Raw genomic sequence first — 23,572 nt, 5'->3', positions numbered from 1 at the left:
TTTATAATTTTATTAGTAAAACTTAGATTCAGTCTGGTCAATTAGTGACCTTATGTTATTTAGTTCGTTTCTTGCTTCGTTTGATAACTTTGCCTCAGTAAATAAGCCATCAAACATATCTTTGAAAAGTCGATCTTCTTTTAACAAGTTTAATTTATTACTTTGAATCTCATTATCTTCTCTACCTAACATAGAAGAAATAAGACTTTTTCTACCAAAAATTTTGGCAACAAAACAAGCAATCTCAAAAGCAATCTCTGGACTATAATTTTTCCCTGTCAGCTTTTCCCACGCTTTTCTACCAGTGAAAATTTCTTTTTCTATTGTTGACATAAAAGAGTTAAGTTGTTCAGGCTTTCCATACCCAATAGCAACTTTATATTCATTAAATTCAGGTAGTAAGTTCTCTTTTTCAATTAAATATTTTTTAGCGGAAAAAGCGTCAACTTGACTCTTATTCATTACATTTGGCCCGCTTTTTATATCAAACACTTCTCCTTTTACAGCTACATCAATTCCGCCTTCTTTTATTACTCGACACGCATTAAAACTTGCTATAAGCTTTTCAAAAAGATTGCCATACTTTGTTTCTAAGCTACTATTTAATTTCCCTCCAAGTGCAAACTCTTTCGCTTCATCATAACTTAAAAAGAGTGACCTAAAGAGAAATGGATTCCCAGTTTTTATTGCTTGATGAGCCATTTGAGGAACATCTTTTTTTATTTTAGCAATCTCTTCCAGGTAAGCTAATGCTATATCGAAATATACTGGATCTAAATTCAACAGTTGAAATATTGCAGTTATTTTATTAGTTATCATTTCACTTATTTCACTACTGAGATCTGGTATATTATTTAAAATAATGTCTTTAACTAATGAAGGATTAAGCTTAAGATTGTACCAGTTTAATAAAAAGTTTTTTTTCAAACTTGACTCATCATTAATACTGTAATTATTAAATAGACATAAAGTCTTTATTGTATCAACAATAGTTTGGCTTCTTTTAGTAAGTTGTTTTAAAGACTGGATATTTGTTATGTCATTTTTGTTATAGAATGAGAGCAGTTCATCTTTTTCAACTTTATTTAGTTGATTGAACGAGTCATATTTTTCTATTTTATTAATATTATCTATACAACCTAAATCTACTGCTAACTTATTTGCCTTTCTCGATGGAATAAAATATTTATTTATATCTTTAATAATTGGAACATGAACATATTGAGTAGCGATTTTTTTTATTTTCTCTATTCTTTCGTTTTTAGGATCAACGTCTTTAAGATTTATGTCTCGCTTAGTAATTATATTTTCAATCTGATTGTTAGATATCATTTGTACTCTATTTCCATCTTTGTCTACCCATACTATACTTCTTAAATAATCTTCGTCAATATCTAAATATCTTTCTATAGTATGTATAGCTTCTGCTAGTAATGAACTCCTATGGTGTACACCAGCGTCTTTAAAAAGAACCTTTAAAGTCGTTAAATCATCCAATACGCTTACCTCCTTTATAAAAACATTTGATAAATTCTTCTTTTTAACTTATTCAAATATCAACAAAGAAATAATATACTACTTGTTTTATTTCATATTAGTTATCGTTCAACAATCTAAAAAAACATTCTGATTAGCACGTTTGCTTAAGTTCTCATTTACTGATTCGACAGGAAAAAGTATATTCCTTTACTAAACTCACCCCTCCGAAAAAACTTACTTAAAGTCCTTTAAATGAAGGGTTTGATATAAAATTATCACAATTTATGATAGATCTTACATTTCTTTTAAATTATTTGAGTAATAGAAGGAATTATTTGCTAAAAGTCGAAATAAAACAACATATGAGGGCTAATTCTTTTTGTAAAAAGAAGATTTGTTCATTTCTTTAAACAAAAAAATATTTTTATTGCCTATTTGATCAGAAGGAGGTTAATTATTTATGTCTTTTCAAACTCCTATCACGATAATGGATGCAGTACAAATGATATATAGAAAGGAATATTTGCTTCCTGCTATTCAGAGAGAATTTGTCTGGGATGCAGAACAAATAGAGCGTTTGTTTGATTCTTTGATGAGAGATTACCCTATAGGTTCTTTTTTATTCTGGAAAGTTAGAAAAGAACAAATAAAAGAATATCAGTTTTATGAATTCGTTAGAAATTATCACGAACGCGATAACCGAAGAAATCCCAAAGCGGATGTTGGAGGGGAAGACGACATTACAGCAATATTAGACGGTCAGCAACGCCTAACAGCTTTATATATAGCTTTAAAAGGTAGTTACTCATACAAGCTTCCTAGAAAGAGATGGGATAATGATAAAGCTTTTCCTGAAAGACATTTATATCTGAATCTTTTAAAAGAAAATGATGAAGCTGATATGGATTATGAGTTTAAGTTTTTAACTACTGAGGAGGCTGAGCAAAAATCAGGAGATTTTCATTGGTTTAAAGTAAGTGAAATTATGGATATGAAAGAAGAACATGAGCCTAACAACTACTTAATAGGTAATATATTTAACCAAGACATTGAAGCTCAAAGCCAGAAACTTGCCAATCAGATATTGTATAAACTACATGCTATTATCCATAAAGATAAGATAATAAATTATTTTTTAGAGACAGATGATGATCTAGATAAAGTATTGAATATTTTTATAAGAGTTAATAGTGGCGGAACTGAATTAAACTATTCTGACCTATTACTTTCGATAGCAACTGCTCAATGGGAAAAAAGAGATGCAAGAGAGGAAATAACTAGATTTGTTGATGAAATAAATAACATTGGAGCAGGTTTTAACTTTAACAAAGATTTTATATTAAAAAGTGCTTTAGTATTAAGTGATATTAGAGATATCCGATTCAAAGTAGACAATTTTAACTCATATAATATGTTAACAATTGAAAACAATTGGGATGAAATCACTGAAGCAATAAGGTTAACTGTAAATTTAGTTTCAGGCTTTGGATACTCTCGAGACACTCTTACTTCTAACAATGCTTTGATTCCAATTGCTTACTATTTGTTAAGCAAAGGCTTGCCTCATAATTTCTTGACTTCATCAAATCATATGAAAGATAGAAAAAAAATTCGCTACTGGCTTATTATTTCACTACTTAAAAAGGTGTTTGGTGGCCACTCAGATAACGTTTTGAGAGCATTAAGAGAGGTTCTTGCTAACAAAAATGCTGAATTTCCTTTATCAGATATAATTTATAAATTAAAAGGAATAAAACCAATTACTTTTAATGACGAGGAGATAGATGACCTGTTTTTCCTTAGATATGGTTCAGGGTATACTTTTTCAACTTTAGCACTATTATATCCATGGGTCGATTATCGGAATAATTTTCAGATAGATCATATCTTCCCAAAAAGTTATTTTACTGAAGCTAAGCTAAGAAAAAGAAATTTTTCTAGAGAAAAAATAGAGTTTTGTTTACAAAATTATAATTGTCTTGCCAATTTACAACTACTGCAAGGGGGAGTAAACCAGGAAAAGTCTAATATAGATTTTAAACAATGGTTGTATCAAATGTATCCAAATGATCAAGAGAGAAAAGACTTTATGAATAAAAACTACATCCCAGATATTAACTTAAGTCTTGATAATTTTGATGAATTTATTAAGGAAAGAAAAAAACTTATGAAAGACGAGTTAGAAACAATACTAAAAAATCCCTTTTAAAAAGGGTTTTTATAAATAAAGCTGTCAGCTAACCAAATTCAAAGATGATTCTGGGGGGCAAAAAGTCTAACCTTGTTTTAGGTTCTTATAAAGTGGGAAGTTAACCAAAACATATAGTGGCAGGTTAGGTTAGAATAACTATAATTAAAAAATGGACTGTTTACTCCAGAGTCAATATTGACATCTTCTCGTTTCGTATCTACTGTGAATAGTACTGATAAGTATTAATTTAAAAAACAATAGGTTTTAATTTTGTACACCTGCCCCACATTTAATTTATAATAAAAAAAGCGGAACTTATTGCTCCACTCCATAAATAGGGGAAGGGTCTTTTCTTGTAAATAGATTGACTTTTCACTTTCTGTAAACTGGTCTTTTTTAGAATCTTTAAGTAGTACACCTATCCTTAATATTACTCTTTCGGAGGAATAGTGTGTTATTCCTATTTGCAAGCTTTTGACTGTTGCTTCAAATATCCTCTAAGTTAGTAGTCGGAATACTTTAGTTTACTAGAATTATCTTTTCTATTTCGCTTAGTTCAGAGTAATACTCATTACTAATACTATTTAAAATCCGCTATAATTTCACCTATAACGTCTTTTGCATTGTTAAAATATCTATCTCCTTCGTCAAAATATTCAGTTGATTTTAATAAGTATTCCATATTATAGTTTTCTATTCCATAAATTACATATTCATTGCCTTTGCTATAATTGTCTAGTGCTACAATTAAATAATCATGAGATTTAGTAAATCTTTCTGGCTCATCAATTGCAATCACTTCTTCTCTTAAAGATTCTAATCTATCTATTTGGAATTTTATTTGACTAGCCCAAGAATCAGTCCAATCACCTCTACGCATTAAATATGTAAGTTCTCTAAAAACTTCACCAATTTCCATAACTATCTCACCATTTTCAGTTATGTAATCAACTTCTTCATCTGTAAGCCCACTTTTTTCATCCGTTGTATAATCCTCAGTAAAATTATCTTCGTTATCGTTAAAAGATTCATCAACTACTAATGGGTAAGCGTCAAACAGTACCCACCTAGATTTTCTTCATACAATATGCCATAATCTTCCCCAAATAACCACGAAGGGGATGATTTTTTATGGCAAAAACAAATGAACAGTTAAGAGCTGAGTGGAAAGAGAGAGTCTCAGCATTTCGGGCCAGCGGCCAAACAGCAAAAGATTGGGCCAAGGCTAATGGTGTTAAACTCAATCGATTACGCTACTGGTGTAGAAAATACAAAGAAGATGCTCCTTCCAAAGAAACTAAATGGTCACCAGTAGAAGTAGACTATTCAGATGAAAGTAATATTACAGTAAAAGTAGGTAAAGCCTCAATAGAAGTAAAACCTGGCTATGATAAAAGTCTTTTAAAAGACTTAGTTAATACATTGTCTGGACTATGTTAAATGAAGCTACCATAGAACGAGTTTACCTGGCAAGGGGCAAAACGGATCTTAGAAAATCAATTGATGGCTTAGCAGTAATTGTAAAAGAATCCTTTGATTTAGATCCCTTCTCTCCCTGCCTTTTTGTCTTTTGCAACAGGAAAAAAGATAAATTAAAAATACTCCACTGGTCAAACAACGGTTTTTGGCTATATTATAAGCGTTTAGAAGAAGGCAAGTTTAAATGGCCAGATGAAGGTTCTCCTGTTCCTATGAAAATAACCTACCGCCAGCTACGCTGGCTGTTGGATGGCCTCTCCCTTGATCAGGGTGATGCCCATAAAGAAGTAAAGGCAAGAACAATATTATAAATTTTTTTCTCCAAAAAGCCCTGATATTAAAGGGCTTTTTACCATTTAAGTAGAATTAATTAAATATGGAAAATAAATCAGAAACCATTAACCAATTAAAAAATAGATGTGACCAACTGGAACGCCAAAATGCTGATTTAAAAGAACAAAACGACTGGCTAAAGGAACAGTTTCGTCTTAAGCAAAAAAAGCAGTTTGGAAGTTCTAGTGAAGCCACCCCTCCAGATCAGCTGCAGTTCTTTAACGAAGCTGAAAAAGAATCTGATTCTAATTCTAAAGAACCCGAACTGGAGGAAATTACATACAAGCGCCGTAAAAGTAAAGGGCACCGTGAAGACCAGCTTGACGGTTTGCCTGAAGAGACTATCGAGCACCGCCTTTCCCCCGAGGAGCAGGTGTGTTCCTGCTGTGGTGACGAGCTTCATGAAATGAGTACAGAAGAGAGAAAAGAACTAAAGATCATTCCTGCTAAGGCAAGCGTAGTTAAACATGTACGCTATGTTTATGCTTGTCGCCGCTGTGATAAGGAAGGCACTGAGAACTCCATAATTACAGCTTCCATGCCTAACCCGGTTTTACCCGGCAGTGTAGCATCCTCTTCTGCCGTAGCTCATATCATGAACCAAAAATACGTAGATGCTCTGCCCCTTTATCGTCAGGAACAACAGTTATCTCGTTTGGGTATAAAACTGTCAAGACAGACTATGGCTAACTGGATGATAGAATGCTCAAATCGCTGGCTCACTCCTTTATACAATAGATTACATGAACTATTAGTTGAAAAAGACATTTTGCATGCTGATGAGAGCAATCTTCAGGTACTTCGTGAAGATGGTAGGTCTGCAAAGAATAAATCATTTCTTTGGCTTTACCGTACCGGACGAGAAGATGAACCAATAATACTTTATGACTACAGAACCACCAGGGCAAGTAAGCACCCCCGAAAGTTCTTGGCTGATTTTGAAGGATTCTTACAGGTTGATGGCTACTCAGGGTACAATGATTTATCTGATATCAGCCTTGTTGGGTGTTTAGCTCACGCTAGGCGTAAATTTGATGAAGCATTAAAAGCGCTCCCAAAAGACCAACAAAATGCTCAAGTAAGTGCTAAGAAAGGACTGGAGTTTTGCAACCAACTCTTTGCCATAGAACATGACCTTCGGGATAAAACGCCCGAAGAGCGTCACAAAATTCGGCACGAGCGTAGTTTGCCGGTATTAGAAGAGTTCTACGCATGGCTTAAAGAACAAAAACCTAAAGTTCTTCCTAAAAGTGCCTTTGGTAAGGCTATCAACTACTGTTTAAATCAGTGGCCTAAACTTGTGAAGTTTTTAGAAGATGGTCGCTTAGAGTTAGATAACAACAGAGCTGAGCGTTCCATCAAGCCTTTTGTAGTGGGTCGAAAAAACTGGTTGTTTGCCAATACTCCTAAGGGTGCTAAGGCCAGTGCTACAATTTACAGTATTGTAGAAACAGCCAAAGAAAACGGTTTGAAACCATTTGAATACCTCAAATTCCTGTTTGAAAACCTTCCTAATATTGATCTTCAAGACCAAGAAGCTATTGATGAGTTACTACCATGGTCTGATGCTATCCCTTCAGAGTGTAAAATCCAAAAGTAATCTTTATTTCAAGGTGGGCGCTATTTGACGCTCACCTTGGTTTCCAGTTCTGCTTATAAATTCTAAACTCTTCTTTATCCCTTAATTCATCATCAATTTTATGTAGTATAGGTGAATCAATCATTCTTTTGAATAACTCTGGAAAACTTGGTTTTTGTGTATAGTGAGCAGTAAAATAAAATGTTTTGTTAGTTTCGTCATACTCTATGTCAAGAAATTCCCAAAATGGTATTTCGTCCTCAATTTTGGTTTCATTTTCTTCCCTAAGTCTTTGTTCAATATCTCTCATATAACTCATTAAATATACATCTTTTAAGCGGTATAACAAGTCCTCTGAAAACCACAATCTATAAGCTGGTGTTTTTCTTCCTTTAGACGCAATTGTAACATTTCCATTATAGCATATGTTCTCAAAATAAATACTAACTTGCGATTTTTTATGTTTCTTTTTAGTGCAATCGTAAAACTCACTTTCAATATTCCATATTTTACATACCCATTTTGGGATTGTAGTGCCTTTATCATTAAACAGAGATGAATCTACTTTCTTTCGCCATAATGGATATTCTACATTTGTTCTTTCAAATTTCATATTTTATAAGCCTTCCTTTTCATAACTTTTTGCTTTAAGCTCCCGAAAATCATTACCGTTTTTTTTGTTTATTATATTCTTTACAATAGTTATAGAAGCTTTTAATTTCTTCCCCATTATTTGAATCTAATTCTCTGATATTTTCAATTATATTTTCCCAAGTAATACAACATAACTTTATTCGGTCTAATGTAGGCTCAAATATGTTTTTATACCAGGATTTCTTTCTTCTATAATCATCCATTCTTTCAGGCATGTTATATTGCTCAATTCTTCTTTTCATTTTACTTTTAATAGACCCTTTATCAACCCATTTTTCAAATATATCTTTTTCAATCAGTTGTTCTGCAGGAGCAACAACATAAAATGCTAAACTTTCGAGATTTTGAATATCTTTATTATAACATTCGATTTCATCAATTACTTCTGCCAACATTTCTGCTACACATCCAACAGTTCTGGCTGCCTGATCAAAAAAGTTGGCATTACTTATTCCTTGTGAAAGATCACTGTACATTTTAGCTTCAATTACAATTAACTGTCTATAAGGTGCAACAAATGATACATCCCCTTTACCCCTTTTACCTATTTTAATATCTCCTATTATAGCATCAGCATAAGTATTCCCTTCTGCAAGTTTGTCTCTATTATAATTAGGGAAAAATTTTGTAGGTAGTATCCCTTCTGAGTACCATTTTGAACTGTTTAAAAATAAGAGTGGGTTATTTTCATCAATATCCCTTCTGTTTTCTGAAAACCAATCTAAAACAAATCTTAATAGCCATCCTTCATTATAAATTTCAGTAGGCTTCATATTCTCCTGTATTTTATCTCTTTTGTTCAAAAACATCCTAGCTATTTCAAGCAAATTAAATCACCTACTGTCAAAAATTTTATACATATAGCCCTCCAACTCCGTTGGCATCAATTGTCTCTTAAGTGATTCTTCTAATTACAAATCCTAATCAGATACTGAAATTATAAATTCTCCCCAAGCATCCGATGAATATAAATCATACTCTATTCCTTCATACTCAATTATTGACTCATTACCTATAAATTCATACTCATTAACAAAATACCCATCTAAATCTGTAATACCTAATTCTTGTGACACATTACTAGTTAATTCACTTGCTTCTAAATCACTTGTAATAAAAATTAAAGTCCATATAGCTTGCATTATCAAAGTATAGTTAGTTTCACTTACATTTTCCCATTCTAAAGCAATATACCGTAGCTCATCAGTTTCATAGTCGGAACTTACTTCTACAATCAACCAATCGAAGAGATTAGTTTCTGCCACCAAACCATGTTTTGCATATATTGCTTCATAGTCTGATATTTCCATACTTTTTATTTCATCCTCACTTATAAATTCATCAGGTTCATAATGTTCAATTTGATGATCCCAACGGTCATTAAATGTCATAAAATCAATTTCTAAATCATTTGCTGAGTCAGGCTCAGTACCTTTTACCCCTTTTTCTCTTGGCTTTGGAGGTACTCCATCTGCGTCAATAATCGTCTTTTTAAAATCCCAGGAATCACCTACATCTCCCCAAAGCCTTCTCCCATCTACATCATGTTGTTTACCATCTACTTTTATATTATCTAATCTCCATTCATCATCTTCTTTATTTTCAACAACTGTAACTATATCAAAATGCCTAGAATCATGTTCTCTCTTAATAATACCAGAAACCTTGTAAAAATCTCCTTCAATTTCTTCGCCTATTTTTTTAACACTTAAATCACCAGATTCCATATCATATCCAATAACTCTGCCGAAAATTCAACTGCCATACTTTCAGCTTGAGTTTTTTCATCTACTTCACATCCAACTATAAAAATAACAATAAATAATGACATCAATATAACAATACCTTTAACTTTCATAATGACCTCTCTCCTTTCAAAACTTACACTTCAATCTAGGCCTTTTCTAACTCAACCATATATTATTTAAAATCTTTTCATAATTGTTAATTCTTGTTGTAAAAATAAAATCCCTTCTATCTATAGGAAATATTTTCTTTTTATTATTAAAAAAAACCATGCTTAGATCAATATTAGCATGGCCTTTTCTATTAAACTAAAAAGATTTAATATTATTTCAGAACTTTTTCTTTATATATCTATTCCATTAAGAGGATTAAATTTATCATTCTGCTCCTTCAAGGCACTACCAAACAAATCCACATATCTTCTACTCATAGAGAGATCGTTATGTCTAAGCATCTTTTGAAGGGTAAAGACATCACAATTATTTTTAATCATATTTACCGCAAAAGTATGCCTAAATGTATGACAAGATAATCTTACATCTTTAAAATTCATTACTTTCTTTAATCTTTTGAAAATACATTTTACTGCATTGTCTGTTAGTTTCTTGTTTTCCCTGTTGGTAAAAACGTAATCTGATAATTTATCAAATGTTCTCTCGCAATAAGCTTTATATTCTAGCAACTCTTTTTTTAGCTTTTCTGTCATTGGAATAGAAGAATACTCTCGCTTTTTACCGTAGAAGGTAATAGTATAGTTAATAAAATCAATATCTCTCCAACGTAAATTGGTTAACTCGCCTAACCTACTACCAGTACCCAGAAGAAATACAATCAAAGTATAATCTCTGTAAGCATAGAAGGCTTTATCCCTGCGTTTTAGTCTTCTGTAATAATCAAGCATACGTTTAATTTGATTATCGCTAAAAACTTCTATTCTAATCTCCTCTTTCACATATTTAATTTTTTTAGTAGGATTCTTCTTTTCGCTAATTACCTCAGTCTCTTCTAAATAGTTGAAAAATATTTTGAGATTATGGAGTTTGTGATTTACTGATGTAGGGTTATTATTTCTTTGTTTTTTGCAGTAGAGAAGGTAAGATTTAATGTGAGAGGTAGTTATGTCAGTAGCATCAACTATATCCTGCTCTGAAACAAAACTTTGAAATTCTTGAAGAGTAGCATTGTAACCTGTAATAGTTTTTTTCGTTAAGTTTTTAAACTCTCTGTCCTCGATAAAATCCTGAATCGCAAACTTCAATAACATAAAAAATCCACTCCTTATGTCCAAATTTGTTGGACATCAAGAAAGTGGTTTCTTAGTGTTAAAGTGGGTTTTAGTTAGACCACCTTATTAGTCGATTGTTATGTTTCAAGTAGTGATAGTAATGGTGGGCGAAACAGGACTTGAACCTGTGACCCCCTGCTTGTAAGGCAGGTGCTCTCCCAGCTGAGCTATTCGCCCACTTAATGGTGACCCCTAGGGGATTCGAACCCCTGTCTTCGGCGTGAAAGGCCGATGTCTTAAACCACTTGACCAAGGGGCCATTGCTTTTAATGGTGGGCCCACCCGGGCTCGAACCAGGGACCAACCGGTTATGAGCCGGTTGCTCTTCCAACTGAGCTATGGGCCCATATTGGCTCCTCAGGTAGGATTCGAACCTACAACCTACCGGTTAACAGCCGGTCGCTCTACCGTTGAGCTACTGAGGAACATTTTTCTTACCGGCTTTTCCCGACCGGCAGAGACTATTATACTCAATTTGAACTTTCAAGTCAACACTTTTTTAAAAAAAATTTATTTATTTTTATTAATTTATTCAAGATAGTCTTTTAATCGTTTACTTCTCATAGGATGACGAAGTTTTCTCAGTGCCTTTGCTTCAATTTGACGGATTCTTTCTCTTGTAACTCCAAAGTGTTTTCCGACTTCTTCTAAAGTTCTTGTCTTGCCGTCGTCAAGTCCAAAGCGAAGCCTTAGAACTTTTTCTTCTCTTGAAGTTAAAGTATCTAGAACTCCTTCTAATTGCCCTTTTAATAGTTCAAAAGCTGCTGCCTCAGCTGGAGGCTTAGCATCCTGGTCTTCGATGAAATCTCCCAGGTGACTATCATCTTCCTCACCAATTGGTGTTTCTAAACTAACTGGCTCCTGGGCTACTTTTATTATTTCCCTTACTCTTTCCTCACTAATCCCCATTTTTTCAGCAATTTCTTCTGGTAATGGTTCTCGTCCTAAATCCTGAACTAACTGACGAGATACTCTGATAAGCTTATTTATAGTTTCGACCATATGAACAGGTATCCTAATAGTTCTTGCCTGGTCAGCTATAGCTCTGGTTATAGCTTGCCTAATCCACCAGGTAGCATAGGTGCTAAACTTATATCCTTTTCTATAATCAAATTTTTCTACAGCTTTTATAAGCCCTAGGTTACCTTCCTGAATTAAGTCTAGAAAAGACATCCCTCTGCCTACATATTTTTTTGCTATACTAACTACCAACCTCAAGTTTGCTTCAGCTAGTCTTCTCTTAGCCTCTTCATCACTTTGTTCTACCTCTTTTGCAAGTTCAATTTCTTCATCAGGAGTCAAAAGGGGAATTTTACCAATTTCTTTAAGGTACATTCTTACCGGATCACTTACTTCAACTCCTTCTGGAAGAGAAAGATCTATATCTTCTTTTTCGTTACCTGAACTTGTACTTTCTCCTACAGCATCAACAATATCAACACCAGCCTGTGACAATTCTTCATAAAAATCATCCACCTGAGTGCTGGTAAGCTCATATTCAGATAATTGATCCATTATCTCTTTGTAGGTTAAGAATCCTCGTTCTTTCCCTACTTTGACCAATTCTTCTTTCATTTGTTCGAAAGTTTGCTTATTCTTTGCCATTTTTTTCTCCTACCCCCCTTCCCTCCAGGTCGAGGTTTTTAGTTTTTTCTAATTTTATATATTTTTGAAGCTCCAAAAGTTTTTCTCTATACTCTTGATAATCTTCTTTTGGGTCCAACTTTTTTAACTCTTCTTTTAACTTCTCTTTTTTTCTTTCTATGTCTTCTCCTTTTATCTTGAAAACACAGTCTTTAATCATCTTATTAATATCTGAATGTTTAAGTTCTGGTAATTCCCTAAAAGCAAGTCTTGTAAGTTCTTTTTCTAAGTCTTCCAAATTTATATTTGTTTCCTTGTTATCTTTAAGTTTTATAATATCATCTGTTGCTAACATTAATGACAGGTCAAAATCTTTTTCTCGTTGACTTTCTAGTTGAAAAAGCCGATATACGATTACTGACCATTCTACTTTAGTAAAGTCTTCTGGATATAAATATTTCTTTACCATCGGTACTGTCTCAGAATAGTTCAACATTAAGATAATCAATTCCTCTTGTGCACGAATTTGACCTTTATTTTTATCTTTTTTCTTTGTTTGATTTTTTGCTTTATTATCATAACTTTTTCTTATCTCTTTTTGTGTATTAGTAGTACTAACACGCCTTAGTTCTTTTTCTAAAGAGCCTTTTTCAACTTCAATCCAGTCAGATATCATTTTTAAATATTCTTCTTGCTCTATAGCACTTTTTAGTTTGGCAATTAAGGGTATTACTTCTTCAACAAATTGCTTTTTTCCTTCAATAGATTTTATATCTTTATCTTTAGCAGCTTGTCTAAGGCGATAATGCATCAAAGGCAAAGATTCATTTAAAATTTTATCATTAAAATTGTCTTTGCCATATTTATTCAGATAATCATCTGGGTCATACCCTTCTGGAAGATTACAAACTCTAACATTTAGGCCCAAGTTTTGCAACAATTCCATACTCCGTAAAGCAGCAGCTTCACCTGCGGCGTCTGCATCAAAAGCGATATAAACATTTTTGGCATTGTATCTTATTAACCTACCTTGGTTTTCAGTAAATGAGGTTCCAAGAGGTGCCAAAACATTTTTAAATCCAAATTGGTGCATCATTATGACATCCATATAACCTTCAACAATTATAACACTGTCATTTTTTCTTATATCTTGATAAGCCATATCAATACCATATAATACTTTCTTTTTGTTAAATAATGGTGTTTCTGGGGAGTTTAGATATTTAGGCTGTCCTTCACCTGAAATAATTCTCCCTCCAAAGCCTAAGACATCTCCTTTTTGATCTCTTATAGGAAATATTATTCTATTTCTAAACCTGTCATATAGCCTATCACCTTTTTTGCTTTTATTAACTAAGCCTGCCTTTATCATCAACTCTTCATTAAAACCTTTTTTAATCAAAAAATTAGTTAATATATTCCATTCATTAGGTGCAAATCCTAGTAAAAAATTATCAATTACACCTTTGTCTAAAGCTCTATTAGTTGATAAATATTGCATTGCACTTCTTGCTTTAGTTGACTTTAACAGTATTTTATGATAAAAATAAGCTGACAGGTTATTTAATTTTTTAATTTCATCTTTTTCCCTAGCATGTTCCGGTTTTTGGACTTTGTTTTTTGGAATCTCTACGCCTGTTTGCTCTGCTAAGTGTTCACATGCTTCGGGAAAGGTCAAATTATTAACCTTCATAAGAAATGAAAATACATTGCCGCCTTCATTACAACCAAAACAATAAAATAATTGTTTGTCCGGCGAAACATTAAATGATGGTGTTTTTTCATCGTGAAAGGGACATAAGCCTAGATAATTTTTACCTCTCTTTCTTAAGTTTACATATTCAGAGATAACAGATATTATATCTGACCTTGTTCGGATTTCTTCCACTATATCTTCAGGTATTATCCCCTCCATTAAGTTTATTCCTCCTGAATAATGATATTCTAGTATACAGGTATATGGTATTCTTTAATTTATCCAAAATTCCTCCTATAAATCTTAAATAATTTAAATTAATTTAATTTTTATTAATTTTTCACTCATTTAGAGATTTACAAGTATACGGTAGTATATACCATTTTTTTAATTTTATTCTTCTTTCCTGAACTTCCAAGGACTTGGTACAAAAAGTTCTTTATACAGACCAATTATATAGCGATCTGTCATACCTGCTAAATAATCACATACAACCCTTTCCAAATCATCCTCCCACCTTCTACTCCTTAGAGAAGAAGGCAAGCTGTTTTCATTTGTCATAAAGTAATCAAATAGAGTTTTTATAATCTTTTTCGCTTTACTTTCTTCATCTTTCGCTTTAGAGCCAATATATACATTTTCAAATAAAAACTCTCTTAATTCCTCAGTTAATTTGTTCATCTCAGTACTCATACAAATGTCTTCTTTTTTCCTGCTTTCTTCAATTAAATCCACAACCATCATATTTATTCTTTCCCTTGACGGCAGTGGAAAATCTTTTTCTGGTAAATCTTTTTCGCTAATAATCCCTCCTCTAATAGCATCTTCAATATCATGATTGATATAGGCTACTCTATCACATATTTTCACAACTTTACCTTCAAGGGTAGCAGGTTTAAACCCTCCTGAATGATTTTTTATCCCATCTCTAACTTCAAAGTTTAAATTTAAACCTTTTCTATCATAATCTTCATCATTTTCCAATACATCTACAACTCTAAGGCTTTGCTCATTATGCTTGAACCCTCCGGCTAAAATTTCATCAAGTACTTCTTCTCCTGCATGTCCAAATGGAGTATGCCCTAAGTCATGTCCAAGGGCTATTGCCTCAGTCAAGTCTTCATTTAGAGAAAGGGCTTTTGCAACAGTACGAGAAATCTGGGCAACTTCTAATGTATGAGTAAGACGTGTCCTATAATGATCTCCTTCTGGAGATATAAAAACCTGAGTTTTGTGTTTTAATCTCCTAAAGGCTTTACTGTGAATTATCCTATCCCTATCTCTTTGAAATGGCGTTCTTATATCACACTCTTTCTCATAATATCTTCTTCCTTTTGTATTTTTTGAAAAGACTGCCTTATCCCACAGAATCCAATCTTCCTGTGTCTGTACCCTTTCTCTAATTTTCAATTTCAAATCCCCCACTTGTTTTTATCGAGCTCTCTCTTTTTTCACAAACACAAGCTTTTAGTGTGAAGCTAAATGTAGAGCCTTTGCCATATTCACTCTCTACATTAATTTCACCACCATGACTTTCAACCAAATGCTTGACAATAGATAATCCAAGACCCGTACCTCTTCCACCAATCCCTCTGTTGCGGGACTTTTCCACTTTATGAAATCTTTGCCAAATCTTTTCTAAGTCATCTTGGGGAATCCCTTGACCATTATCTTTTATTGAAACTTCAACTTTTTTTTCCTTCTCTAAATATTTAGCGCTTACTTTTATTTCTCCTCCCTTTTGAGTAAAATTTATTGCGTTATCTAAAAGATTCATAATAATTTGTGATATTCTATCCCTACTGCCAAAAACATTGGATATATCTGATGAAATCTCGTTAACTAGAACTATTTCTTTGTCCATAACTTGTGGTTTTAATTTTGTTATGATCTGATCAACTAAACTTCCTAAATCAACTTCCTCATATTCCCAATCATCTTCTCTTGATTCTATCTTCGAAAGATCTAATAAATTGTTTATTAATCTATCTAATCTTAAGGTTTCGTCCATTATTATTTCAAGATGTCTTTTCTTATTTTTTTCATCAGTAACCATATCGTCAATTAAAGCTTCCAAAAACCCTCTTATGCTTGTCAGCGGAGTTCTTAATTCGTGACTTACATTGGCTACAAATTCTTTTCTCATATTCTCTAGTCTTCTAAGTTCAGTTATATCTCTTAGTACAGCAACGCTACCCCAAATTTTGTCATCTGAACTTTTAAGCGGTGTAACAACAACGAAAAGTAACCTTTCATCATTTAAGTTCACTTCTTTTTCTAAGGTTTCTCCATTATCCATAACTTTCTCAAAGTACTCCTGCAGCGAGGGGAATTCAAGCATTTCTTGATTTAAATAGATATTTAATAACTCATAAGCTTGATTATTTGCCAACAATAAATTATTGCCTTTGTCAATGGCAATAACACCTTCTCCAATCCCCTGTAAAATACCTTCTAATTTGTCCCTTTCCTGTTGCAGTTCATCTATTGTATCTTGAAGTTTGCCTGAAAGGTAATTAAAAGTCTCTGATAATTGCCCCACTTCATCCTTAGTCTCCACAGGTACACGCTGCTTAAAATTACCTTCTGCCATTGCAAAAGCAGCTTTATTCATTTTAAAAAGTGGAGTTGAAATAGATTTTGAAAGAAAAAAAGCTGTAATTATTGAACACAAAGTAGCAATTCCAGCCGCATAAAAAATAAACTGCCTTTTTTGAGTGATGGTTGCAATAAAATCTACAATAGGTGCATGTAAAAAAACTGCACCCTTTGCTTCATCTGCAGAATCCTCTCCAGAAGATTCTATCGGCAGGGCTACTGTTAGCATTTGTTCATCAAAACTAGGATGATATCCTCTCGTTGATATACTTTCATTATATTTTAATAATTTTTCTTCATCATCTTTATCAATTATAAAATCATCCTGAAGAGTCATTCTTCTAGTATATCCTACCACTCTACCTTCCTGATCAATCACCCAAACTTTTGCATCCAAAAAACCATCAATTGAATCTAATAAATTTTGTACTGAAACACTATCTCCTTCTTCTTCAAAGTTATCTTCTATTAATTCAACAACTTTGGTCGCTTGGTTTTCTAGCTCATTTATTTTGCTCTCAAAGTAAATGTTTTCAAAAACTCTAAATAAAAATACTCCCAAAATTGTTAGGGTTAATAAAGTTATGATTAAATAGGTCGAAAACAACTTTGAAAATAAGCTTTTAAACATTAATCTGTCACCTCAAATTTGTAACCAACTCCCCATATAGTTTTTACATTAAAATTTGGTTTTTTCTCCTGGGAAAGTAACTTTTCACGTAATCTTTTAATGTGAGTATCCACAGTTCTTAGGTCTCCATAGTATTCATAGCTCCATACCTTTTTCAAAAGTTCTTCCCTGGTAAAAACTTTATCTTTGTGGCTGGCTAGATACCATAACAATTCAAATTCCTTTGGTGTTAATACAATTTGTTCCCCATTCAAAGAAACTTCCCTTGAGGAATAGTCAATTTTAAGATCAGCTAATTCTATAACATCATCTTTCTCTTCTTTACCTTCCGGTGGAACTCTCCTTAATATAGCTTTTATCCGGGCAACTAATTCACGTGGGCTAAATGGTTTTGTAAGGTAATCGTCAGCACCTAACTCTAACCCTAATACCCTGTCAAATTCTTCACCTTTAGCTGTTAACATTAAAATAGGTATAGATAGATTTTTTCTTATCTCTTTACAAACATCCCATCCGTCCATTTTGGGAAGCATAATATCCAAAACAACAAGGTCCGGTTGTAGAGCTTTAACTTTTTCTACAGCTTCTTCACCATCTGCAGCTGTATATATTTCGAAACCTTCTTTTTTTAAATACATCTCAACTATTTCTATAACTCTTTCTTCATCATCAACTACCAAAATTTTATTGCTCATAAACAACCCTCGCTTTTAATAAAAAATGATATAATATAAAAGATAATAAAATACAACTTATCTAATATATACTATTTAAATGTTGTAATTCCTTCTATATAATTACTTTAAGAGATTATTTATTTAATAATAATTGATCCTACTGCAAAAAATTATTAGACTTTTGCAGTAGAACCATTAAATTAGAGGAGGTCAAGAAACATTGTACAAAAAGACAACCGTCATATTAACTCTCTTATTTCTTTTATCTATAGCTTCTCCTTTTACTACATCTATAAAAGCTGAAGAAATCAGTTATGAAGCAGAATCAGTCATACTCTTAGAGGCAGAAACAGGGCAGGTATTATACAAAAGCAATGCAGACGAACCTATGGCTCCTGCAAGTTTGACAAAAATTATGACCTTGTTGTTAGGACTAGAAGCCCTTGAAGAAGGAGAACTTGATCTTGAAGATAAGGTGAGAATAAGTGAAAACGCGCAAATTTCTTTTGACGGTACACAAAGTGTTATGGGTTTTGATAGAGTTGGTCAAGAGGTCAAATTAGAAGACATCATCACTGGTATTGCAGTAGTCTCTGCTAATGACGGTTGCATTGCTTTAGCAGAGCATATGAAAGGATCGGAAGATCGGTTTGTTAGAGCAATGAATGAAAAAGCCGAAGAAATAGGTCTAGAAGATACCAGTTTTGCCAATTCCCACGGGCTTGATGACCCAGACCAATATATGTCAGCCAGAGACGTAGCAAAACTTTCCAAATATGCTGTTAACAACACTCCAAAAATTCTTGAGCTAGAAAGCAAGGATGAATTTACATTTAATGACATTACACAACCAAATAGAAATCTAATGCTTCCAGAAAAAAGCTATGGTTACGATGGGGTTGATGGTCTAAAAACAGGTAGAACAGCAGATGCTGGTTTTTCATTTGTAGGTACAGCACTCAGAGATGATATGAGGTTAATTGCTGTAGTTATGAAAGCTCCTGATGAGCCAACTAGATTTGAGTCAGCAAGAAATATGTTTGACTATGGGTTCGATAATTTCGATAAATTAAATCTATACGAAAGTGGCGAAATAGTAGGCGATGCACCAGTTACCCAGGGAACAGACCATTTCGTTCCATTAGCCACAAAAGAAAAATTAGCTGTAGTAACAGATAAAGAGGATCCGTCAGATCTTGACCAGAAGTTAGAATACGACGAAGATATCAAAGCACCCGTTGAACAAGGTGAAAAGTTAGGTGAACTGCATATATATGACGGCGATGAATCAATAGGAAGCGTGGCAGTTGAAGCAGCAGAAACCATTGAAGAGTTAGGTTTTTTTGGTAAAATTTTAAGAGGTATTTCAAACTTTTTCTCTAACCTATGGGAATCAATTATTGATAGTATCACTGGTTTGTTTTAGGAAGCAAAGTGTTGATCTGGTGCAAAAAGTTAGACTTTTTGCACCAGAATCTTTTTCCCTAATTTTTTAATTATTGTTTAATTTAGCTCTTGCCGCAGCAAATCTTGCTACTGGCACCCTGTAAGGCGAACAACTTACATAGTTTAACCCTAATTTGTTGAAAAACTCAATGGAACTAGGCTCTCCTCCATGTTCTCCACAGACTCCTAATTTAAATTCCGGTTTTGTTTTTCTTGTTTTATCTACGGCAGTCTCAATTAGCTTTCCTACACCTTCTTGATCTAAAACTGAAAATGGATTTTTTTCTAATAGGTTTTGTTGTATATAATAGTGTAAGAATTTCCCTTCTGCATCGTCTCTACTGTAGCCAAGGGTTGTCTGGGTCAAATCATTCGTTCCAAATGAAAAGAAGTCTGCATGTTCAGAGATCTCATCTGCTGTCACACAAGCACGGGGAAGCTCTATCATGGTACCAATGGGAATATTAAGTGAAATGTTGTTTTCTTCTTCTAATTCTTTTATTGTATCCTCTAACATCTCTCTCATCATGGACAGCTCTTTTGAATACCCAACAAGAGGTATCATGATTTCCGGACACGGTTTGCAACCCTCATCTTTTAGTTTAATAACAGCTTTAATAATTGCCTTCGCTTGAGTTATATATATCTCAGGATAGGTCAGTCCTAACCTACAACCCCTGTGCCCTAACATTGGGTTTGATTCTTCAAGGGCATTGACAGCCTTAAGAAATTCTTCTTTTTCTAATATTTTTTCTTCGTCTTCCTCTTTTACTTTCATACGCTCAATTTCGCAGGCTAAGTCTTGTGAGTTAGGCAAAAACTCATGTAACGGTGGATCAAGTAATCTAATAGTTGTAGGAAGACCATCCATAGCTTTTAATATTTCATAAAAATCTTCTTCCTGAAGGGGCAAGAGATCTTCTAAAGCTTCTTTTCTCTGTTCTTCAGTTTCAGACATTATCATCCTTCTGACTTTTGGAATCCTCTCCTGGGCCATGAACATATGCTCTGTCCTACAAAGACCTATCCCTTCGGCACCAAATTCTCTTGCTTTTTTGGCATCTTCAGGAGTATCAGCATTAGCCCAGACAGCTAATCCTTTCATATCATTTGCCCAATCAAGAATTTCTTTGAACTCTCCTCCAAGCTTTGGATCTATTAGCTCTACTTCACCTTTAATCACATTACCAGTAGCTCCATCAATTGAGATAAGGTCTCCCTTTTTAAGTATAGTATCATCAACCTGAACCACTTCCTTATTTATATCTATACTTACAGCATCGCAGCCACTTACACAGGGTTTTCCCATACCCCTTGCAACAACTGCCGCATGACTTGTCATTCCACCCCTACTAGTAAGCACTCCTTCAGCAGCAACTATACCGTGTATATCATCAGGAGTAGTTTCAGGCCTTAAAAGTACTACATTTTCTCCATTTTCTTTTTTTCTTTCTGCTTCATTAGGATCAAAGACTATTTGTCCTGAGGCCGCACCAGGAGAAGCCGGCAGCCCTTTAGCTATTACATCTAATTTCTTCTCAGTATCAATTTGAGGATGTAGTAATTGATCAATATGATTTGGTTCAACCCTGTTTATAGCTTCTTTTTTATCTATTAAACCTTCTTTTACCATATCTACCGCTATTTTCACTGCAGCCTTAGCTGTTCTTTTGCCATTTCTAGTTTGTAGTAAGTAAAGCTTTTTCTTTTCTACAGTAAATTCAATATCCTGCATATCGCGATAATGATTCTCTAACTTTTCGTATACGTCAACGAATTGATCATAAACCTCAGGTAAAATATCTTTCAACTCTTCAATTGATTTAGGAGTTCTTATACCTGCAACAACATCTTCTCCCTGTGCATTCATCAAAAATTCACCATACAGCTTTTTCTCCCCTGTTGAGGGATTTCTTGTAAATGCCACGCCTGTACCACAATCTTCTCCCATGTTACCAAATACCATGGATTGGACATTAACTGCAGTTCCTAAATCGTCAGGTATATCATTAATTTGGCGATAAACCTTAGCCCTTTGATTATTCCATGAATTAAACACTGCTTTTATAGCTTGTAATAACTGTTCTTTAGGGTCTTCAGGGAATTTATCACCTGTCTTTTGTTCAAAAACTTTTTTAAATTCTACTATTATATCTTCAAGAGCTTTTTCTGATAATTCAACATCATTTTCGACTCCATTTTTATCTTTTTCATTTTCTATAATATCTTCAAAAAGATAGTGTTCTATTCCATGCACTACATCTCCAAACATCTGGATAAAACGGCGGTAAGAGTCAAGTGCAAACCTTCTATTCCCTGTTTTCTCTGCCAGACCTTCTACTGTTTCGTCATTTAAGCCTAGATTTAGCACTGTATCCATCATACCAGGCATAGACGCAACTGCTCCTGAGCGAACAGATACTAATAGAGGATTTTCTTTTTCTCCAAAACCTTTGCCTGATTCATCTTCAATTTTTTGTAGTGATTCAAAAATTTGTTCTTTCATTTCATCTGTTAAGTTAGCATCATTATTATAATATTCATTACAAGCCTTCGTAGTAACTGTGAATCCTGGTGGTACTGGAAGTCCTATCCTGCTCATTTCAGCAAGATTTGCGCCTTTCCCACCCAAAGTTTCCCTCATATCAGAGTTGCCTTCTTCGAAAAGATAAGTATATTTTGCCTTATTCATCTCTCTCACTCTCCCTAATCATTTTTAATATTGATTGAGCAGTTTCTTCAACTGCTCTATTACTAACATCAATCCTGGGGCAACCTAGTTTTTTCATAAAGTTCTCTGAAAACTCTAGCTCCTCAAGTATTCTTTCCATACTTGCATAATTAGCCTTGGCTTTTAACCCTAAAGTTTTCAAGCGTTCCTTTCTAATTTCGTTTAATTTATCTGGACTAATTGTAAGACCAATTATTCTTCTTTTTGGTATCTTAAAAAGCTCTTCTGGAGGTTCTACCTCTGGTACTAGTGGCATATTAGCTACTTTTAATCTTTTGTTTGCAAGATACATACTAAGTGGTGTTTTTGAAGTTCTAGAAACCCCTATAAGTACAACGTCTGCTTTCAAAATCCCCCTGGGATCTTTCCCATCATCATATTTAACTGCAAACTCAATAGCATCAACCCTTCTAAAATATGATTCATCCAATTTTCTTACAAGCCCCGCTTCCTGTCGTGGATTTTTCTTAAATACCTCCCTAAAAGTATCCATCATAGGCCCCATTATATCTACAGTAGTAATATTTTTCCCTTTGGCCTCTCTTTCAATAATATCTCTAAGTTCTGATGTCACAAGGGTATAAGCAATAATACTGTTAAATCCTTCTGCTTCTTCCACAATTTCTTTGATCGTTTCTGTGTCATTTACAAATGGTATACGCCTTAGTTCAATCCTGTCCGAGTTGAATTGGCTTGCCACAGCTTTTACCACTAATTCTGCAGTTTCTCCTATAGAATCTGATACAATGTAACATACATTCTCTTCGATAATATCTGTCATATAATTTCCTCCCAACATCTACAGCCATTAACTTTCGCTGTATTCTAATAACATTTTAATCACGTGGCTCTTGCTAAACCTGCCGACAACATCAAAGTCACCATTCTTTCCCTCTTTTACGACTGGTAGACAATCCACCTGGAACTCTTCCATTTTTTTGATAGCACTATATATGGTTTCTTCTTCGTAAATAGTCACAACATTAGGCATTCGTGTCATTATGATTCCCACCGGCATCTTATTAAGATCACTATCACCCAGGGTAGTCTTTAAAAAATCTTTTCTAGAAATTACTCCTCTTAAGGAACTTTCTTCTCCTACCACAAAAATACTTCCTATATCTTCCAAAAACAGAGTTACTATTGCATCATAGACACTGGTCTCTTCTGTCACCACCACGGGGAGCGATTTAAATTTTTTAACCTGTTTTTCTTTTAAAAATTCAAATAAAGTATTCTTTATTTTTTTCCCTGTATAAAAATAGCCTACTTTAGGCCTAGCCTCAAGTATACCCGCCATAGTCAATAATGATAGGTCAGGGCGTAAGGTAGATCGTTTTAGTTTTAGGTAATCAGCTATTTCTTCACCACTTACAGGGCCATTTTCTTTTACTATCTTGATAATTTTTTTTTGCCTGTCAGAGAATTTCAAGGACCCTGATCACCACCTTATCGAAAATACA

The 23,572-nt window shown here is 33.7% G+C and carries 20 protein-coding genes and 4 tRNA genes; 5 read left to right on the top strand and 19 right to left on the bottom strand.

All coding sequences use genetic code 11. The features are described from left to right. Window positions 1–12: 12 nt before the first annotated feature. Window positions 13–1,497 (bottom strand): PDDEXK family nuclease, encoded by a 1,485-nt coding sequence (locus tag ACONDI_RS03335; RefSeq protein ID WP_241080064.1) that lies wholly within the window; start codon window positions 1,495–1,497, stop codon window positions 13–15. A 442-nt stretch (window positions 1,498–1,939) separates the two neighbouring features. On the opposite strand from ACONDI_RS03335, the gene ACONDI_RS03330 reads away from it, so the two are divergent. Further along, window positions 1,940–3,688, top strand: a complete 1,749-nt coding sequence (locus tag ACONDI_RS03330) for a DUF262 domain-containing protein (RefSeq protein ID WP_241080063.1) — start codon at window positions 1,940–1,942, stop codon at window positions 3,686–3,688. A 562-nt stretch (window positions 3,689–4,250) separates the two neighbouring features. Here ACONDI_RS03330 and ACONDI_RS03325 read toward each other — a convergent pair. After that, window positions 4,251–4,589 carry a hypothetical protein gene (locus ACONDI_RS03325; protein WP_241080062.1) on the bottom strand — a complete coding sequence of 113 codons (339 nt, stop codon included), beginning with the start codon at window positions 4,587–4,589 and terminating at the stop codon, window positions 4,251–4,253. 212 nt (window positions 4,590–4,801) lie between these two features. Between ACONDI_RS03325 and tnpA the strand changes: the two genes are divergently transcribed. The 3 genes from tnpA (at window position 4,802) to tnpC (ending at window position 7,082) form a co-directional block, all read left to right on the top strand. Further along, on the top strand, window positions 4,802–5,110 hold the full coding sequence (gene tnpA, locus ACONDI_RS03320; RefSeq protein WP_241078388.1) for an IS66 family insertion sequence element accessory protein TnpA: 309 nt from the start codon (window positions 4,802–4,804) through the stop codon (window positions 5,108–5,110). Continuing rightward, complete coding sequence (gene tnpB / locus ACONDI_RS03315; protein WP_241078389.1) at window positions 5,104–5,460, top strand: IS66 family insertion sequence element accessory protein TnpB; 357 nt, start codon at window positions 5,104–5,106, stop codon at window positions 5,458–5,460. The genes tnpA and tnpB overlap by 7 nt, the downstream gene beginning before the upstream one ends. Before the next feature lie 65 nt (window positions 5,461–5,525). After that, a complete protein-coding gene (gene tnpC, locus ACONDI_RS03310; protein ID WP_241078390.1) occupies window positions 5,526–7,082 on the top strand; it encodes an IS66 family transposase in 1,557 nt (518 codons plus the stop codon). A gap of 31 nt (window positions 7,083–7,113) precedes the next feature. Here the strand turns inward: tnpC and ACONDI_RS03305 are convergent, their stop codons facing one another. The 14 genes from ACONDI_RS03305 to ACONDI_RS03240 all read right to left on the bottom strand — a co-directional run bounded on the left by ACONDI_RS03305 (window position 7,114) and on the right by ACONDI_RS03240 (window position 17,950). Beyond that, a complete protein-coding gene (locus ACONDI_RS03305) occupies window positions 7,114–7,674 on the bottom strand; it encodes a hypothetical protein (protein ID WP_241080061.1) in 561 nt (186 codons plus the stop codon). A gap of 52 nt (window positions 7,675–7,726) precedes the next feature. Next, entirely contained in the window at window positions 7,727–8,542 is an 816-nt protein-coding gene (locus tag ACONDI_RS03300) for a hypothetical protein (RefSeq protein WP_241080060.1), read from the bottom strand. 93 nt (window positions 8,543–8,635) lie between these two features. Continuing rightward, window positions 8,636–9,442 carry a hypothetical protein gene (locus ACONDI_RS03295; protein WP_241080059.1) on the bottom strand — a complete coding sequence of 269 codons (807 nt, stop codon included), beginning with the start codon at window positions 9,440–9,442 and terminating at the stop codon, window positions 8,636–8,638. Beyond that, a complete protein-coding gene (locus ACONDI_RS03290) occupies window positions 9,424–9,573 on the bottom strand; it encodes a hypothetical protein (RefSeq protein WP_241080058.1) in 150 nt (49 codons plus the stop codon). The genes ACONDI_RS03295 and ACONDI_RS03290 overlap by 19 nt, the downstream gene beginning before the upstream one ends. A 231-nt stretch (window positions 9,574–9,804) precedes the next feature. Continuing rightward, a complete protein-coding gene (locus ACONDI_RS03285) occupies window positions 9,805–10,725 on the bottom strand; it encodes a tyrosine-type recombinase/integrase (RefSeq protein WP_241080057.1) in 921 nt (306 codons plus the stop codon). Window positions 10,726–10,847: 122 nt separating this feature from the next. Beyond that, window positions 10,848–10,923, bottom strand: a tRNA-Val gene (locus ACONDI_RS03280). Between the two features lie 6 nt (window positions 10,924–10,929). Beyond that, a tRNA-Glu gene (locus ACONDI_RS03275) sits at window positions 10,930–11,005 on the bottom strand. 11 nt (window positions 11,006–11,016) lie between these two features. Further along, window positions 11,017–11,092: transfer RNA gene (locus ACONDI_RS03270), tRNA-Ile, on the bottom strand. 4 nt (window positions 11,093–11,096) lie between these two features. Further along, a tRNA-Asn gene (locus ACONDI_RS03265) sits at window positions 11,097–11,171 on the bottom strand. A gap of 103 nt (window positions 11,172–11,274) precedes the next feature. Then, window positions 11,275–12,351: an RNA polymerase sigma factor RpoD gene (gene rpoD, locus ACONDI_RS03260; protein WP_338086464.1), complete on the bottom strand. Its 1,077-nt coding sequence runs from the start codon at window positions 12,349–12,351 to the stop codon at window positions 11,275–11,277. After that, on the bottom strand, window positions 12,338–14,245 hold the full coding sequence (gene dnaG / locus ACONDI_RS03255; protein ID WP_241080056.1) for a DNA primase: 1,908 nt from the start codon (window positions 14,243–14,245) through the stop codon (window positions 12,338–12,340). The genes rpoD and dnaG overlap by 14 nt, the downstream gene beginning before the upstream one ends. A gap of 174 nt (window positions 14,246–14,419) precedes the next feature. Beyond that, window positions 14,420–15,436, bottom strand: coding sequence for a deoxyguanosinetriphosphate triphosphohydrolase (locus ACONDI_RS03250; RefSeq protein ID WP_241080055.1), 1,017 nt, complete (start codon window positions 15,434–15,436; stop codon window positions 14,420–14,422). Then, a complete protein-coding gene (locus ACONDI_RS03245; protein ID WP_241080054.1) occupies window positions 15,426–17,255 on the bottom strand; it encodes an ATP-binding protein in 1,830 nt (609 codons plus the stop codon). The genes ACONDI_RS03250 and ACONDI_RS03245 overlap by 11 nt, the downstream gene beginning before the upstream one ends. Beyond that, entirely contained in the window at window positions 17,255–17,950 is a 696-nt protein-coding gene (locus ACONDI_RS03240) for a response regulator transcription factor (RefSeq protein ID WP_241080053.1), read from the bottom strand. The genes ACONDI_RS03245 and ACONDI_RS03240 overlap by 1 nt, the downstream gene beginning before the upstream one ends. A gap of 202 nt (window positions 17,951–18,152) precedes the next feature. On the opposite strand from ACONDI_RS03240, the gene ACONDI_RS03235 reads away from it, so the two are divergent. After that, window positions 18,153–19,358 carry a D-alanyl-D-alanine carboxypeptidase family protein gene (locus ACONDI_RS03235; protein ID WP_241080052.1) on the top strand — a complete coding sequence of 402 codons (1,206 nt, stop codon included), beginning with the start codon at window positions 18,153–18,155 and terminating at the stop codon, window positions 19,356–19,358. Between the two features lie 66 nt (window positions 19,359–19,424). Here ACONDI_RS03235 and ppdK read toward each other — a convergent pair whose 3' ends face one another. The 3 genes from ppdK to ccpN are packed head-to-tail and all read right to left on the bottom strand — an operon-like array spanning window position 19,425 to window position 23,541. Beyond that, window positions 19,425–22,070, bottom strand: coding sequence for a pyruvate, phosphate dikinase (ppdK, locus tag ACONDI_RS03230; protein WP_241080051.1), 2,646 nt, complete (start codon window positions 22,068–22,070; stop codon window positions 19,425–19,427). After that, a complete protein-coding gene (locus tag ACONDI_RS03225) occupies window positions 22,063–22,890 on the bottom strand; it encodes a pyruvate, water dikinase regulatory protein (protein WP_241080050.1) in 828 nt (275 codons plus the stop codon). The genes ppdK and ACONDI_RS03225 overlap by 8 nt, the downstream gene beginning before the upstream one ends. A 27-nt stretch (window positions 22,891–22,917) precedes the next feature. Then, complete coding sequence (ccpN, locus tag ACONDI_RS03220) at window positions 22,918–23,541, bottom strand: transcriptional regulator CcpN (RefSeq protein WP_241080049.1); 624 nt, start codon at window positions 23,539–23,541, stop codon at window positions 22,918–22,920. Window positions 23,542–23,572 lie beyond the last annotated feature (31 nt).

The organism is Natranaerofaba carboxydovora, from assembly GCF_022539405.1.
GTDB classification, from domain to species: domain Bacteria; phylum Bacillota; class Natranaerobiia; order Natranaerobiales; family Natranaerofabaceae; genus Natranaerofaba; species Natranaerofaba carboxydovora.
The sequence above is the reverse complement of the archived record's forward strand: the minus strand, read 5'-3'. Positions and strand labels throughout refer to the sequence as shown.

Bases quoted from the DNA above. Each gene is read 5' to 3' on its own strand.
- rpoD (WP_338086464.1), bottom strand. From the start codon at position 12,351: ATGGCAAAGAATAAGCAAACTTTCGAACAAATGAAAGAAGAATTGGTC.
- ACONDI_RS03305 (WP_241080061.1), bottom strand. From the start codon at position 7,674: ATGAAATTTGAAAGAACAAATGTAGAATATCCATTATGGCGAAAGAAA.
- dnaG (WP_241080056.1), bottom strand. From the start codon at position 14,245: ATGGAGGGGATAATACCTGAAGATATAGTGGAAGAAATCCGAACAAGG.
- ppdK (WP_241080051.1), bottom strand. From the start codon at position 22,070: ATGAATAAGGCAAAATATACTTATCTTTTCGAAGAAGGCAACTCTGAT.
- ACONDI_RS03290 (WP_241080058.1), bottom strand. From the start codon at position 9,573: ATGAAAGTTAAAGGTATTGTTATATTGATGTCATTATTTATTGTTATT.
- ACONDI_RS03330 (WP_241080063.1), top strand. From the start codon at position 1,940: ATGTCTTTTCAAACTCCTATCACGATAATGGATGCAGTACAAATGATA.
- ACONDI_RS03285 (WP_241080057.1), bottom strand. From the start codon at position 10,725: ATGTTATTGAAGTTTGCGATTCAGGATTTTATCGAGGACAGAGAGTTT.
- tnpC (WP_241078390.1), top strand. From the start codon at position 5,526: ATGGAAAATAAATCAGAAACCATTAACCAATTAAAAAATAGATGTGAC.
- ACONDI_RS03245 (WP_241080054.1), bottom strand. From the start codon at position 17,255: ATGTTTAAAAGCTTATTTTCAAAGTTGTTTTCGACCTATTTAATCATA.
- ACONDI_RS03295 (WP_241080059.1), bottom strand. From the start codon at position 9,442: ATGGAATCTGGTGATTTAAGTGTTAAAAAAATAGGCGAAGAAATTGAA.
- tnpB (WP_241078389.1), top strand. From the start codon at position 5,104: ATGTTAAATGAAGCTACCATAGAACGAGTTTACCTGGCAAGGGGCAAA.
- ACONDI_RS03325 (WP_241080062.1), bottom strand. From the start codon at position 4,589: ATGGAAATTGGTGAAGTTTTTAGAGAACTTACATATTTAATGCGTAGA.
- ACONDI_RS03225 (WP_241080050.1), bottom strand. From the start codon at position 22,890: ATGACAGATATTATCGAAGAGAATGTATGTTACATTGTATCAGATTCT.
- ACONDI_RS03240 (WP_241080053.1), bottom strand. From the start codon at position 17,950: ATGAGCAATAAAATTTTGGTAGTTGATGATGAAGAAAGAGTTATAGAA.
- tnpA (WP_241078388.1), top strand. From the start codon at position 4,802: ATGGCAAAAACAAATGAACAGTTAAGAGCTGAGTGGAAAGAGAGAGTC.